12 protein-coding genes are annotated in these 13,255 nt (G+C 61.6%); 7 read left to right on the forward strand and 5 right to left on the reverse strand.

Annotated elements, in window-relative coordinates:
* Window positions 1–61: 61 nt before the first annotated feature.
* From glyA to C8K63_RS17790, 4 genes are all read right to left on the reverse strand, one after another.
* A complete protein-coding gene (glyA, locus tag C8K63_RS17770) occupies window positions 62–1,318 on the reverse strand; it encodes a serine hydroxymethyltransferase (protein ID WP_108217893.1) in 1,257 nt (418 codons plus the stop codon).
* 30 nt (window positions 1,319–1,348) lie between these two features.
* The gene (gene gcvH / locus C8K63_RS17775) at window positions 1,349–1,732 is read right to left on the reverse strand and encodes a glycine cleavage system protein GcvH (protein WP_108217894.1); all 384 of its coding nucleotides are present in this window, start codon (window positions 1,730–1,732) and stop codon (window positions 1,349–1,351) included.
* A 387-nt stretch (window positions 1,733–2,119) separates the two neighbouring features.
* Window positions 2,120–3,628: a sigma-54-dependent transcriptional regulator gene (locus tag C8K63_RS17785; protein WP_108217896.1), complete on the reverse strand. Its 1,509-nt coding sequence runs from the start codon at window positions 3,626–3,628 to the stop codon at window positions 2,120–2,122.
* A 68-nt stretch (window positions 3,629–3,696) separates the two neighbouring features.
* The gene (locus tag C8K63_RS17790) at window positions 3,697–4,611 is read right to left on the reverse strand and encodes a LysR family transcriptional regulator (RefSeq protein ID WP_008049321.1); all 915 of its coding nucleotides are present in this window, start codon (window positions 4,609–4,611) and stop codon (window positions 3,697–3,699) included.
* A gap of 151 nt (window positions 4,612–4,762) precedes the next feature.
* Between C8K63_RS17790 and speB the strand changes: the two genes are divergently transcribed.
* From speB to C8K63_RS17815, 5 genes are all read left to right on the forward strand, one after another.
* Window positions 4,763–5,764, forward strand: coding sequence for an agmatinase (gene speB, locus C8K63_RS17795; protein WP_108217897.1), 1,002 nt, complete (start codon window positions 4,763–4,765; stop codon window positions 5,762–5,764).
* Between the two features lie 53 nt (window positions 5,765–5,817).
* Window positions 5,818–7,329 carry an aldehyde dehydrogenase gene (locus tag C8K63_RS17800; RefSeq protein WP_108217898.1) on the forward strand — a complete coding sequence of 504 codons (1,512 nt, stop codon included), beginning with the start codon at window positions 5,818–5,820 and terminating at the stop codon, window positions 7,327–7,329.
* Window positions 7,330–7,659: 330 nt separating this feature from the next.
* Window positions 7,660–9,234, forward strand: coding sequence for a cytosine permease (locus tag C8K63_RS17805; RefSeq protein ID WP_108217899.1), 1,575 nt, complete (start codon window positions 7,660–7,662; stop codon window positions 9,232–9,234).
* A gap of 17 nt (window positions 9,235–9,251) precedes the next feature.
* Entirely contained in the window at window positions 9,252–10,940 is a 1,689-nt protein-coding gene (betA, locus tag C8K63_RS17810) for a choline dehydrogenase (protein ID WP_108218115.1), read from the forward strand.
* Window positions 10,941–11,105: 165 nt separating this feature from the next.
* Entirely contained in the window at window positions 11,106–11,564 is a 459-nt protein-coding gene (locus tag C8K63_RS17815) for a GNAT family N-acetyltransferase (RefSeq protein WP_108217900.1), read from the forward strand.
* Window position 11,565: 1 nt separating this feature from the next.
* Here the strand turns inward: C8K63_RS17815 and C8K63_RS17820 are convergent, their stop codons facing one another.
* The gene (locus C8K63_RS17820; RefSeq protein ID WP_108217901.1) at window positions 11,566–11,883 is read right to left on the reverse strand and encodes an NIPSNAP family protein; all 318 of its coding nucleotides are present in this window, start codon (window positions 11,881–11,883) and stop codon (window positions 11,566–11,568) included.
* 230 nt (window positions 11,884–12,113) lie between these two features.
* Here C8K63_RS17820 and C8K63_RS17825 point away from each other — a divergent pair, with 230 nt between their 5' ends.
* Entirely contained in the window at window positions 12,114–12,776 is a 663-nt protein-coding gene (locus tag C8K63_RS17825; protein WP_108217902.1) for an ATPase, read from the forward strand.
* Window positions 12,777–12,843: 67 nt separating this feature from the next.
* Window positions 12,844–13,182: a hypothetical protein gene (locus C8K63_RS17830; protein WP_108217903.1), complete on the forward strand. Its 339-nt coding sequence runs from the start codon at window positions 12,844–12,846 to the stop codon at window positions 13,180–13,182.
* Window positions 13,183–13,255: the final 73 nt, after the last annotated feature.

Here is a 13,255-nt window from a genome sequence, read left to right on the forward strand (position 1 = left end):
CGTAATCGTTGGCGACCATCGCGAGCAAGCTCGCTCCTACAGGGGGGGGGGTGTGGTGTGCTTAGTCGCGGTAGACCGGGAAGTCCGCGCACAGGGCGGCCGCTTGCCGTGCGACATTGGCCTCAATATGGGCATCGCCCAGGTGATCGAGGATGTCGCAGATCCAGCCGGCCAACGCAATGCTCTGCGCTTCCTTGAAGCCACGGCTGGTGATCGCTGGCGTACCGATGCGCAGACCGGACGTCACGAATGGCGATTGCGGATCGTTGGGCACGGCGTTCTTGTTCACGGTGATGCCGGCACGGCCGAGGGCGGCGTCGGCGTCCTTGCCGGTCAGGCCCTGGCGGATCAGGCTGACCAGGAACAGGTGGTTATCCGTGCCACCGGACACCACGTCGTAACCGCGCTCGATAAACACCTGCGCCATGGCCTGGGCGTTACGGATCACTTGCGCCTGATAGGTCTTGAATGCCGGCTCCAGCGCTTCCTTGAAGCACACGGCCTTGGCGGCGATCACGTGCATCAGTGGGCCACCCTGACCGCCGGGGAACACCGCGGCGTTGAGCTTTTTCTCCAATTCGGGATTGGCCTTGGCCAGAATCAGACCGCCACGCGGGCCGCGCAGGGTCTTGTGCGTGGTGGTGGTGACCACATCGGCGAAGGGCAGCGGGTTCGGGTACAGACCGGTCGCCACCAGACCGGCGACGTGGGCCATGTCGACGAAGAAGTAGGCGCCGACCTTGTCGGCGATCTGGCGGAAACGCGGGAAGTCCAGAGTCTTCGAATAGGCCGAGAACCCGGCGATTATCATCTTCGGCTGGTGCTCGACCGCCAGGCGCTCGACTTCGTCGTAGTCGATCAGGCCGGTGCTGGTGTCGATGCCGTACTGCACGGCGTTGTACAGCTTGCCGGAGAAACTCACCTTGGCGCCGTGGGTCAGGTGGCCGCCATGGGCCAGGCTCATGCCCAGCACGGTGTCGCCGGCTTGCAGCAGGGCCAGATAAACCGCCGCGTTGGCCTGGCTGCCGGAGTGCGGCTGGACGTTGGCGTAATCGGCGCCGAACAGTTGCCTGGCGCGGTCGATGGCCAGTTGCTCGACCACGTCGACGTGCTCGCAACCGCCGTAGTAACGCTTGCCCGGATACCCTTCGGCGTACTTGTTGGTCAGGCCGCTGCCTTGTGCCTCCATCACCCGCTGGCTGGTGTAGTTTTCCGAGGCGATCAGTTCGATGTGGTGTTCCTGCCGCGCATCCTCGGCGTTCATCGCCGCCAGCAGTTCGTCGTCGTAGCCTTGGATCTGGTCGTGCTTGCTGAACATGGTGTGGTCCTTGTGTGGAAGGGTTGGGCTTCAAGCGTCGGCGTGTTCTGCGGTCAGGCGTTCGTAGGCGTCTTGATCCAGCAGATCGCTCAACGCCAAGGCATCGACCGGTTTGAAGCGAAAGAACCAGCCTTCGCCCAATGGGTCTTCGTTGACCAGTTCCGGGGTGCTCTCCAGTGTCGTGTTGATCTCGACCACTTCACCGTCCAGCGGCATGCCGATACTGCTGGCGGCTTTCACCGATTCCAGCACCGACACTTCAGCGCCTGCGTCGAAAGTGCCCAATTCAGGTACCTGAACAAACACCACATCCCCCAGCGCCTGCTGGGCAAACTCGGTGATGCCGACGGTGACCAGGTCGTTGCTCTCAAGGCGCAACCATTCGTGATCGACGGTGAAACGCAATTCGCTCATATCAACTCCTTATTGTTTTAAGGCTCGTGGCGGGGCGACGAGCGGGGTTGCAGGAGTGATAGCAAGGGCGGTGCCAAGGTTGATTAGTTGTTTTAAATCAATGGTTTGGCGTGATTTTTTGAAGTGCGAGAGATTTCATCCGTATTGAAATCAGTACAGACAAGCAGGGCTGTGGGCGCAGACGCTGTAAATGCAGGGTGGGAAAGGTTTTGTCTTGATTTCGCTACGCTGTATCGATTTGCAGACGAAAAATGCAGACGCAACACAGTCCACTGTAGGAGCGAGCCTGCTCGCGATAGCGGCCTGACAGTCAACATACATTTCGACCGACACGCCCTCATCGCGAGCAGGCTCGCTCCTACAGGGGAATGTGTTCCGACAGATCACTCAGGCCTTGCCGGGAATGCCGTATTTGCGCAATCGAATCGCAATGGCGCTATGGGAAGTCTGCAACCGCGCCGCCAGCAAACGGCTGGACGGATAGCTGCGATAAAGCTGTTCCAGCAAGTTCTTCTCAAAGTCGCCCACAGCCTCTTCCAGGCTGCCGACTTCGCCGTCGTTTTGCCGCTCTACCGCCGTGCGCGCAATGTCGAGGTCATCGATGTCCACCAGCGGGTTTTCGCAAATCGCCGCCGCGCGAAAGATCACGTTTTGCAGTTGCCGCACGTTGCCCGGCCAGCGGTTGCCGAGCAGGGCGCTGAAGGTGCTCGGTGCCAAACGACACGCCGGCCGCTGGATCTGCGCGCAGGCCTGTTGCATGAAGTGATTGGCCATCAGCAGGATGTCGTGACCGCGCTCGCGCAGCGGTGGCACTTGCAGGTTGAGCACGTTGAGGCGATAGAACAGGTCTTCGCGAAAACGCCCTTCGGCGACCATTTTTTCCAGGTCACGGTGGGTGGCGCTGAGCACCCGCACATTGACCCGCACTTCCTTGTCGCCACCGACCCGACGGAAGCAGCCATCGCTCAAAAAACGCAGCAATTTGGCTTGCAGGTACGGCGACATTTCCCCCACTTCATCGAGGAACACCGTGCCCTGATCGGCCAGCTCCAGCAGGCCGAGCTTGCCGCCCCGTTGCGCGCCGGTGAAGGCGCCAGGGGCGTAGCCGAACAATTCACTTTCGGCCAGGCTCTCCGGCAGCGCCGCGCAGTTCAGGGCCAGGAACGGCGCATCGTGCCGTGGGCTGATGGCATGGCAGGCGCGGGCCACCAGCTCCTTGCCGGTGCCGGTTTCACCCTGGATCAGCAGCGGCGCATCGAGGGCCGCCACCCGTTGCGCACGGGCCTTGAGCGCACGGATCGGCGGCGATTCGCCGAGCAGCGCATCAAAGCCTTCGGCATGGTCATGGTGCAGCGCCGACAGGCGTTCGCCAATGCGATTGGGTTGATACAGGGTGAGCAGGGCGCCAGCGTCGGTGATGGGCATCGCGTCGAGCAGCAGCGTCTGGCCGCCGAGGCTGACCTCGTGCATCGGCAGGCGGAAATGCTGAGCGATCAGGGTGCGCTGCAAATCGGCATCGTCGAACAGCGTGGTCAGCGATTCACCGGCCGGTTCGCGCCCGCAGAGGGCGATCAGCGCCGGGTTGGCCAGCAGCACATGGCCGCGATCATCCACCGCCAGCACCGGATCGGAACTGGCCGCCAGCAAGGCGTCCAGTTGCAGGCGCCGGCGTTGCCCCGGAAGGATGTCGACCAGGGTCACTGCTTGCACGCCGCGCACATCGAAAAGGGCTTCGCGCAATTCTTCGAGCACCTCGGCGCCGAGGGTCGGCGCATCGATGTAGACGTTCGGCGGCACCATCTCCACGGCGTCCAGATTGAAACTGCGTCCACCGAGCAGGGCCAGCACTTCCTGGGTGATGCCGACGCGGTCGATGAAGGTGACGTGGATGCGCATGACGGGCCTGCAAGGTTGGCGAACCGAATCAGTATGCCCGGCAAAATTTGAATTTGGCGAGTGTCACATTACGGCTGACCGGTTTTACGGGCGCTGGCGGCCAGGTCCTCGAGGAACGCTTGCAAGATCGGCGGCGGTGCCGTGCCGCGCCGGGTGATCACGTCGAACGGCGATTTCAGGCGCAGGCTCGCGGGTGCCAACTGGTGCATCTCGCCGCTCTTGACCCACTGGGCGGCGAAGTGCTCAGGCAGAAAACCCAGGTAGGCACCGGAAATGATCAGGATCGCGGTGGCTTCGATGTTGTCCACGGTGGCGGCCGCCTTGCTCACGCCCAGGTGTTCGAGGTCGTATTGCTGCATGTAGCCGCGTACGACGATCCGCCCCGCAGCGACTTCTTCAAGCAGTTCTTCACCTTCGGCGTGGCTGCCGTACAACGGGTGACGCCGCCCGCAATACAAGCCCAGGGCTTCCTGGTACAGCGGCGATTGCAGCAACCCCGGCACATGGATCGGGAAGTGCCCGATGGCGAGATGAAGACGACCGTCGAGCACCCGCTCTTCAAGTTCTGCCGGGGTACCGACATACACGTTCAGGTGCACGTCATGCCCGCGGGAGACGAAGCGCTGGGTGGTGCGTGGAATCGGCGAATCCGGGTCGGTGATCGTGGTGTCGATGATCCCCAGGTTGAGCTTGCCGCTGATGTGCTGCTTGAGCACGTCGGCGTCCATGCAGAAATTTTCCACCGCCGACAGCAGGCGCTGGGTGGCTTCATGAATCGCCACCCCTTGTTCGGTCAGGCGGAAGCCACTGCGCCCGCGCTGGCAGAGTTTGACCCCCAGGCGGGTTTCAAGGTGGGTCATCTGTTCGCTGATGGTCGATTGCCCGGCATTGAGCGCCGCCTGCGCGGCCGAGAAACCGCCGCAGCGGACAATCGTGGCGAACACCCTGAGCAGTTTCAGGTCGACATCGTGCAGCTGGATCATCTTGAACCTCCGGCCTGTGGATGCATCGGGAATGCCGATATGAGTATCTGATGTTTAGCATTTTTTCCACGAAAACCTGCGCCCATAGTCTTTCCAACGGCGGTCGCCTTGCAGTCCGTCAAGCCGATAACAAGAAGTGGAGAGGCTAGAAATGTCGAACAACGGTTATGAATCCGGTCGCCTGAACCTGCCATTCGTGGGTCATTGCACCTTTGGCAAATCCCCGGTGTGCACCGATTGGGATGCCCTGGACGCCGACGTCGCGGTGCTCGGCGTGCCCAACGACATGGGTACCCAGTGGCGCTCCGGCGCACGCTTCGGACCACGCGGGATTCGCGAAGCATCGACGCTGTTTTCCTTCGGCCACGCCGGCGCCTACGACCACGAAGATGACGTGATGTACCTCACCGCATCGGACGTGCGCATGGTCGACGTCGGTGATGCCGACATCGTCCACACCGACATGGCCACCAGCAACAAGAACACCGAATACGCCGTGCGCAAGATCCTCGATGCCGGCGTGATGCCGGTGGTGCTCGGCGGCGACCACTCGGTGCACGCGCCAGTGATCAAGGCCTTCGAAGGCCGCGGCCCGATCCACATCATTCACTTCGATGCGCACCTGGATTTCGTCGACGAGCGCCACGGCGTGCGCTACGGCCACGGTAACCCGCTACGCCGCGCATCCGAAATGAACCACATTGTCGGCATGACCCAGATGGGCATTCGTAATGTGTCGTCGTCCAACCGCGACGACTACGAAGCGGCCCACGAAGCCGGCTCGAAAATCCTCTCGGTGCGCGACGTGCGTCGCCTTGGCGTCGAGGGTGTGCTGGCGCTGATCCCGCAGAACATCAACTACTACATCACCATCGACATCGACGGTTTCGACCCGTCCATCGCCCCCGGCACTGGCACCCCGAGCCACGGCGGCTTCCTCTACTACGAAGTGCTGGAAATCATCCAGGCCCTGGCCAAGCGCAGCAAAGGCAACATCGTCGGCATGGACCTGGTGGAAGTGGCACCGGTCTACGACCCGACCGGCATGACCTCGATCCTCGCGGCGCAACTGCTGCTCAACAGCATCGGTTTCATCTTCCACGAGCGTGGCAAGGTGCGGGCGGCCGCCGAGAGCGAAACCACTTCAGCCTGATCATCGAAACCAGTGACCCGGCAGGCTCTGACTGCCGGGCAGAGAGAACAAAAATGGACACGATCGTCAAAAGTTACCTGCAAAAATTCGGCGTCAGCGAAGCCACCCAGACCTTCCTCAGCAAGGTCCAGAAAATGTTCATCGGCGGCGCCTGGGTCGAAGCCAGCGACGGCCAGACTTCCGATGTGATCGAACCCTCGACCGAAGGCCTGATCACCCGCATTCCCATGGGCACCACCGATGACCTGGACCGTGCCGTGCAAGCCGCCCGCGCCCAGTTCGACGGTGGCGCCTGGCGTCAGGCCAAACCGGCGGAACGTGAGCGCATGATGCAGCGCCTGGCCGACCTGATTGAGCAGAACGCCGCCGAGCTCGCGGAAATCGAATCGATCGACATGGGCAAATCGGTTGCCTTCGCCAAGGACGTGGACATCCAGGGCACCGTCGATACCCTGCGTTACTTCGCCGGCTGGGCCACCAAGCTCCACGGCCGTACCGTCGAGCCTTCGCTGCCGGGCAATTACCTGGCCTATACCCGCAAGGAAGCGGTCGGCGTGGTCGGCGCCATCGTGCCGTGGAACTTCCCACTGCAAACCATGGCCTGGAAGCTCGGCGCGGCGCTGGCGACCGGTTGCACCGTGGTGGTCAAGCCCGCCGAACTGACTTCGTTGTCGGCCCTGCGTTTCGCTGAACTGGTGCAGGAAGCGGGCATTCCCGACGGCGTGATCAACATCGTCACCGGGCGCGGCAGCGTGGTCGGTGCGGCCATGGCCACCCACCCCGGCATCGACAAACTGACCTTCACCGGTTCGACCCCGGTCGGCCAGACTGTCGGCCGCGCCGCGCTGGATGACATGAAGCGCCTGACCCTCGAACTCGGAGGTAAATCACCGGTCATCGTCTGCGCCGACGCCGACATCCCGGCCGCCGCCCAAGCGGTCGCCAACGGCGTGTTTTTCAACTCCGGACAGGTATGCGACGCCGGTACACGGGCCTATATTCATAGCAGTGTCTACGACGAATTCCTGCGTGAGCTGATCGTCTACACGCGCACCTTGAAAATGGCCCCGGGCCTGGACCCCGACTGCTTCATCGGCCCGCTGGTCTCGGCCCTGCAAAAGCAGCGCGTGACCGAGTACATCGAAACGGGCAAGGCCGAAGGCGCCGAACTGGTCTACGGTGGCCAACCGATCGATGGCCCTGGCTTCTTCGTCGAGCCGACCATCTTCGCCAATTGCCGCAACGACATGCGTATTGTCCAGGAAGAGATCTTCGGCCCGGTGCTGGTCACCGCACCGTTCGACGACGAGGAAGAAGCACTGGCACTGGCCAACGACTCGCCTTACGGCTTGGCGGCGGCCCTGTATTCCAACGACCTGGGCAAGGTGCACAGCCTGATTCCACGTTTGAAGGCAGGCTCGGTCTACGTCAACGCCCACGGCACCCTCGATCCGTCGATGCCGTTCGGTGGCTACAAACAGTCCGGATTCGGCAAGGACCTGGGCGCCGAGCAGCTCGACTACCTGCTCGAAACCAAGGCGGTGTGGATCACGCTGCCAAGCTGACGCTGACCTTGTGTAGGAGCGAGCTTGCTCGCGATGGTCGTTAACGAATACGCGTGCTTGCTGGTTAAACGCGGCGCACTCGAGTTCATCGCGAGCAAGCTCGCTCCTACAGTCCTGTTCGGTTTCAGCAACAACGCCAGGTAGGCACGCGTGAGCTCAGCTCTTGTAGGAGCGAGCTCGCTCGCGAAAGACGTCAGAGCGCCGCGCTCACCCAGGCAGCCCTCGTCATCGTTAACGTTTTTTCGCGAGCAGGCTCGCTCCCACAGGGGAGTCGTTCACCCGAAAGAACGCGGTTATCTCGTCATGATCTTCCAACAATAAGAGTCCATCATGAACACTAACGCCAAGTCCGCCACGAGCGTGTCCAGCCTCGACGAAAAATCCGTCGTCGAGGGGCATTCGATTGACTTCATCCCCGAGAACGAGCGCACCGACAAACTGGCCAGTCAGGGCCCGTTCTGGTTCCTCGGCAATTTCACCTTCTTCACCATGACCATCGGCTTCGTTGGCCCAAGCGTCGGCCTGACCGCGCTCTGGACTACGCTCGCCGGTACGCTGGGCATCATGTTCGGCACATTGTTCATGGCCTTTCACGGTTCCCAGGGCCCGCACCTTGGCCTGCCGCAAATGATCCAGTCCCGCGCGCAGTTCGGCTATCGCGGGGTGATTTTGGTACTGCTCGCAACGCTGTTCGTGTTCGCCGGCTTCAACATCGTCAACCTGGTGCTGATGATGCAGGGGTTGCACACGCTATTCGGGTTCAACCCCGCGGTGATCGCGGTGGCGGTGACCATACCGGCGGCGGTGCTGGCGATTCTCGGCCATGACTGGATGCACCGCAGCTTCAAATGGGCGCTGTACCTGTCGTTGCCGCTGTATGGCTTGGTGACCGTGGCGGTGGTGATGGGCTGGGTGCCGGATGCAGTGCTGCCGGCACTCGCGGAGGGCGAAGTGGCCCGGGAGCCGCTGGGTTTCAACTGGACCGGTTTCATCGCGCAGTTTGCGGCGGCCGCAAGCTACAACATCGCCTATGCGCCTTATGTGTCGGACTACTCGCGCTACCTGCCGAAAAACACCTCCAGCGGCAAGCTGATCGCCGTGGTGTTCCTCGGGGCGTCGCTGTCCGGTGCGTGGATGATTTCCGTGGGTGGCTGGCTGGCCGATCACCTGCACTCCACTGACGTGCTCGTGGCCCTGGGGCAAGTCGGCAACACCGTGTCGCCGCTGGTGGGCACGGCGGTAGTGGTGGTCACCATCCTGGCGTTCCTGCCGGTGATCGCGATGAACATCTACAGCGCCAAGCTGACCACGCTGACCTGCGTCGACTCGATCAAGCACATCGAACCCACCCGCAAGGCACGCATCCTGGCCATCGGCTTCGTGATCCTGCTGCAACTGGGCGTGGCCCTGAGCATCCAGAGTTCCGGCAAAGGCCTGTCGGTGCTGGGGATCTACCTGGTGGTGATGCTGTACTTCCTGGTGCCCTGGACTTCGGTCAACCTCACCGACTACTTCTTCGTGCGCAAGGGCCGATACGCCATCCCGCACTTCTTCATGCCCCACGGCAACATCTACGGCAGCTGGGGGCTGCGCGGTATCGCCGCCTACGCCATCGGTTTTGTCTCGATGATCCCGTTCTTCTACATCTTCGACGGCGTTGAACAACGCGAGGTGTATGTCGGCCCGCTCGCCAAGGCGCTGGGCAGCATCGACATCGCCTGGCTGGTCGGGCTGATCGTGTCGGGCCTGGCGTACTACTGGCTTAGCCGCTCGATCGATCTGAAACGCGAAGAAGCGGTGATCCAGCAGATCGAGAAGAACTCCCCGCAATACACCACCGGCGACACGCTGACCCACAAACAGCAGCCACCGCGGGTATTCACTGAATCGACGGTCGGGAGATAACTATGACCACGCAAAGAATGACCACGCAAAAATACGACTACATCATCATTGGCGCAGGCTCGGCGGGTTGTGTGTTGGCCAACCGTCTGAGTGAAGACCCGGCCACCTCGGTACTGGTCCTGGAATTCGGCGGCAGTGACAAGAGCGTAGTGATCCAGATGCCGAGCGCATTCTCGATCCCGATGAACACCAAGAAGTACAACTGGCGCTACGAAACCGAGCCGGAGACCCACCTCAACGGCCGACGCATTCACTGCCCACGGGGCAAGGTGCTGGGCGGTTCGTCGTCGATCAACGGCCTGGTGTACATCCGTGGTCACGCGCTGGATTTCGACGAGTGGGAATCCCTGGGTGCCGAAGGCTGGGGCTATCGCAACTGCCTGCCGTACTTCAAGCGCGCCGAAAGCTACGAGTCGGGTGGCGACAGCTATCGCGGGCAAACCGGGCCGCTGCATACCACCAACGGCAACCACATGAAAAACCCGCTGTACGGCGCCTGGGTCGAAGCCGGCGCGGAGGCGGGCTACATCAAGACCGAAGACTGCAACGGCTACATGCAGGAAGGTTTCGGTGCCATGCACATGACCGTGAAGAACGGCGTGCGCTGCTCCACGGCCAACGCCTATCTGCGCCCGGCCATGGGCCGTCCGAACCTGACGGTGGTCACCCACGCGATGACTCGCCAGATCATTCTTGAAGGCAAGCGTGCGGTGGGGGTCATGTATGACCACGGCGGCCAGACCCACCAGGTGTATTGCAACCGCGAAGTGCTCATCTCGTCCGGCCCGATCGGTTCGCCGCACCTGCTGCAACGCTCCGGCATCGGCCCGGCGGACGTGCTGCGCAAGGCCGGGATCGGCGTACGCCATGACCTGCCGGGCGTCGGGGAGAACCTGCAGGATCACGCCGAGGTGTACATCCAGTTCGGCTGCAAGGAGCCGGTGACCCTCAACAGCAAGATGGACCCGTTGAGCAAGCTGATGATCGGTCTGCGCTGGCTGCTGTTCAAGGACGGCCTGGGCGCCACCAACCATTTCGAGGCCGGTGGCTTCATCCGCTCGGAGAAGGGCCTGCGCTGGCCGGACATCCAGTTCCACTTCCTGCCGGCAGCGATGCGCTACGACGGCAACAAGCCGATCAAGGGCCACGGTTTCATGGTGCTGACCGGTCCCAACAAGCCGAAAAGTCGCGGCTATGTGCGCGTGCGCTCGGCCGACCCCTACGAGCATCCGGAAATCCGCTTCAACTACCTGGAGCGGGAAGAGGACCGCGAAGGCTTCCGCCGCTGCATTCGCCTGACCCGCGAGATCATCGGCCAGAAAGCCATGGACCGCTTCCGCGACGGCGAAATTGCCCCGGGCGCGCAGGTGACCAGCGATGAAGACCTCGACGCCTTCGTGCGCGACAACCTGGAAAGCACCTACCATCCCTGCGGTTCGTGCCGCATGGGCGAGGATGACATGGCGGTGGTCGATTCCGAATTGCGCGTGCGCGGCATCGCCGGTCTGCGGGTGATCGATTCGTCGGTGTTCCCGACCGAGCCGAACGGCAACCTCAATGCACCGACCATCATGCTCGCCGAGCGTGCGTCCGATCTGGTGCGTGGGGTGAACATGCTGCCGTCAGCGAATGTGCCGGTGGGTCTGGTCGAGGGTTGGGAGAGCAGCCAGCGGACCTCCTTGCCAGGGCGTAACGTCCGCGTCTGATCCAAAAGCAAAGATCGCAGCCTGCGGCAGCTCCTACAGGGAAACACATTCCAATGTAGGAGCTGCCGCAGGCTGCGATCTTTTGATCTTGCCTGGAAAAATATCCCTTCCTATTCCACACCATTGCTAGTCTGTCATTCCTTGAGACCGCAATGGAGCACCCTCATGGCTATTCAGGCCCTGCGCGCCGACGCATCGCACATCGACCAGATCACCCCTTTGTTTGACGCCTACCGGATGTTCTACAAGCAGCCGTCAAACCTCTCGCAATCGCGCGCCTTTATCGCCGAGCGACTCGCCCGGGATGAATCGGTGATTTTTCTTGCCCGGGACACCGACGGTGAAAACCTCGGCTTCGTCCAGCTGTTCCCGACTTTTTCCTCGATCGATGCCCATCGCACCTGGCTGCTCGGTGATCTGTTCACCACGCCCGCCGCCCGGGGCAAAGGCGTCGGCACACTGCTGATGAACACCGCCCGGGATTTTGCGAAGCTGGCCGGCGGCAAAGGCATGACCCTGGAAACCGCCACCGACAACTTCACTGCCCAACGCCTGTATGAATCCCAGGGCTGGGTGCGCGACACCGGCTACTACACCTACTGCCTGGATCTGAAAAAAGACTGACTCAGCGATCCTGCTCGCCAAATACCGGCCGCATGAATGAACGCTCGTAGCTGAGGATGAACTTCCTCTCTTCGGCGTACTTGAACGCCGCGATGCACTGCGGATCGCTCATCGATTGCTGCCGGTAATGTTCGTACGCCGCCAGGCTCGGAAAGGTGAACAGCGCCAGGGCGATATTGTTGGCGCCCTCCGACGGCAAAAAGTAGCCGTGGTGCTGGCCGCCGAATTTTTCCACCAGGGGCATCCACAGCTTGCCGTAGTGCTCGAAGGCGTCGAGCTGGTAGGGGTCGAGTACGTATTTCAGGTAGCAGGTCACCATTGTTTCGTTCCTTGATCAGGTTTGGAGTGCAGGCGCCACTGTAATCAACCGTGGGCGCCCGGCACAGTCGCTTGTTCGACATTGACCGGTAAGTTTGCGCCAGAGGCATGCACTGGCGGCCCCGCACTATCGGTTCAGTCAATAGTCACCATCAAGAATCGCAAGTTCTGTTTTTGGCGCAAAGGCGGAAAATCGCCTGCATTGAACACGCTGCTCAAGGAACCTGCGCGATGAAAATCTTGACCCGACTGGCTGTGATTGCCCTGTTGCTGGGCAGTGTTGCATCCACCGCATCGGCCTACGCCGAGGACGCACGCGCCTGCCATCTGCCGCCCATCACCGGGAGCCAGGGCGGGTTGCAATACGGGCAGACGGTCGGGGTGCTCTACAGCGAAAACACCGTGGAAAACTTGCAATACCTTGAGCAATACCACTCGGTGGCCGTGAATGGCGCGAAAAACGCACTGGATGCGCGGATTCGCCAGGCGTTCGTCAACAGCTCCGATCCGGACCTGGCCATCGACTGGCTGATGACTTCGTTGCACCACACCTTTGTGTCGGTAACGGTCTACGACAACCTCGATGCCCTGGTGCAGGCCCACCCGGATGTAGTGGTGATGCTCGATACCCACAACCAGTTGCTGACCCAGCGTAACGATCGGGTCGAGGCGCGTTTCGCCGCGCGGTTCTACGACGCCAGCCTGCAGTACATCGGCAAGGCCGAAGGCACGGTGGAAAAACAACTGCCGTCGGTGTGGGTGCATGACAAGACCGCCCCCGAGATCGCCGCGCAAATCGAACAGCAACGCGACCTGCAACTGACCGCGCTGAAACAGTTCGATGCGTCGTTGAAGGCGCTGGTAACCGCCGGATTGACCGCAGCAACCAATTAATCAGCCCTGCGTCCATTGAACGGTGGGCAACCCAATTCACTGTTGATTTCTTTTCAGGACCTGATTCATGCGCACTTTTCTTGCCCCGACCCTGGCCTTCGCTTCGATGTTGCTGGCCGGTTGTGCCACGCCGAACGATCCGACGCTGACCTTGCAGACGTCAAAGTCGCCCGAGGAGTACACCCATTGCGTGGTGCCGAAGTTGCAGCACGATGCGCTGGTGCCCACGGTGTCACAGACTCAGCGCAGCTACCGGATCGTCGTACCGAGCAAAGTGGCGGCGGACAACGTGCTGGAAACCTACAAAGCCTCGAACGGCGGCAAGGTGTTCCTGTACGAGCGCAAGCTGCTGGCGTCGGCGTTCGTGCCGTCGACGTTCGAGCGAGTGGCGCAGGAGTGTTTGTAAGCAGAATTTCAGGCAAAAAAAAGCCACCAGAATTGGCAGCAGAAAGTTAAAGCACGCATTGAATGGCTTGAGT

It is taken from the genome of Pseudomonas sp. GV085 (assembly GCF_003050925.1).
Lineage (GTDB): Bacteria > Pseudomonadota > Gammaproteobacteria > Pseudomonadales > Pseudomonadaceae > Aquipseudomonas.

Coding starts and splice junctions, on each gene's coding strand:
- C8K63_RS17815 (WP_108217900.1), top strand. CDS start 11,106: ATGGCTATTCAGGCCCTGCGCGCCGACGCATCGCACATCGACCAGATC.
- C8K63_RS17785 (WP_108217896.1), bottom strand. CDS start 3,628: ATGCGCATCCACGTCACCTTCATCGACCGCGTCGGCATCACCCAGGAA.
- C8K63_RS17790 (WP_008049321.1), bottom strand. CDS start 4,611: ATGATCCAGCTGCACGATGTCGACCTGAAACTGCTCAGGGTGTTCGCC.
- C8K63_RS17830 (WP_108217903.1), top strand. CDS start 12,844: ATGCGCACTTTTCTTGCCCCGACCCTGGCCTTCGCTTCGATGTTGCTG.
- betA (WP_108218115.1), top strand. CDS start 9,252: ATGACCACGCAAAAATACGACTACATCATCATTGGCGCAGGCTCGGCG.
- C8K63_RS17805 (WP_108217899.1), top strand. CDS start 7,660: ATGAACACTAACGCCAAGTCCGCCACGAGCGTGTCCAGCCTCGACGAA.
- C8K63_RS17825 (WP_108217902.1), top strand. CDS start 12,114: ATGAAAATCTTGACCCGACTGGCTGTGATTGCCCTGTTGCTGGGCAGT.
- glyA (WP_108217893.1), bottom strand. CDS start 1,318: ATGTTCAGCAAGCACGACCAGATCCAAGGCTACGACGACGAACTGCTG.
- C8K63_RS17800 (WP_108217898.1), top strand. CDS start 5,818: ATGGACACGATCGTCAAAAGTTACCTGCAAAAATTCGGCGTCAGCGAA.
- C8K63_RS17820 (WP_108217901.1), bottom strand. CDS start 11,883: ATGGTGACCTGCTACCTGAAATACGTACTCGACCCCTACCAGCTCGAC.
- speB (WP_108217897.1), top strand. CDS start 4,763: ATGTCGAACAACGGTTATGAATCCGGTCGCCTGAACCTGCCATTCGTG.
- gcvH (WP_108217894.1), bottom strand. CDS start 1,732: ATGAGCGAATTGCGTTTCACCGTCGATCACGAATGGTTGCGCCTTGAG.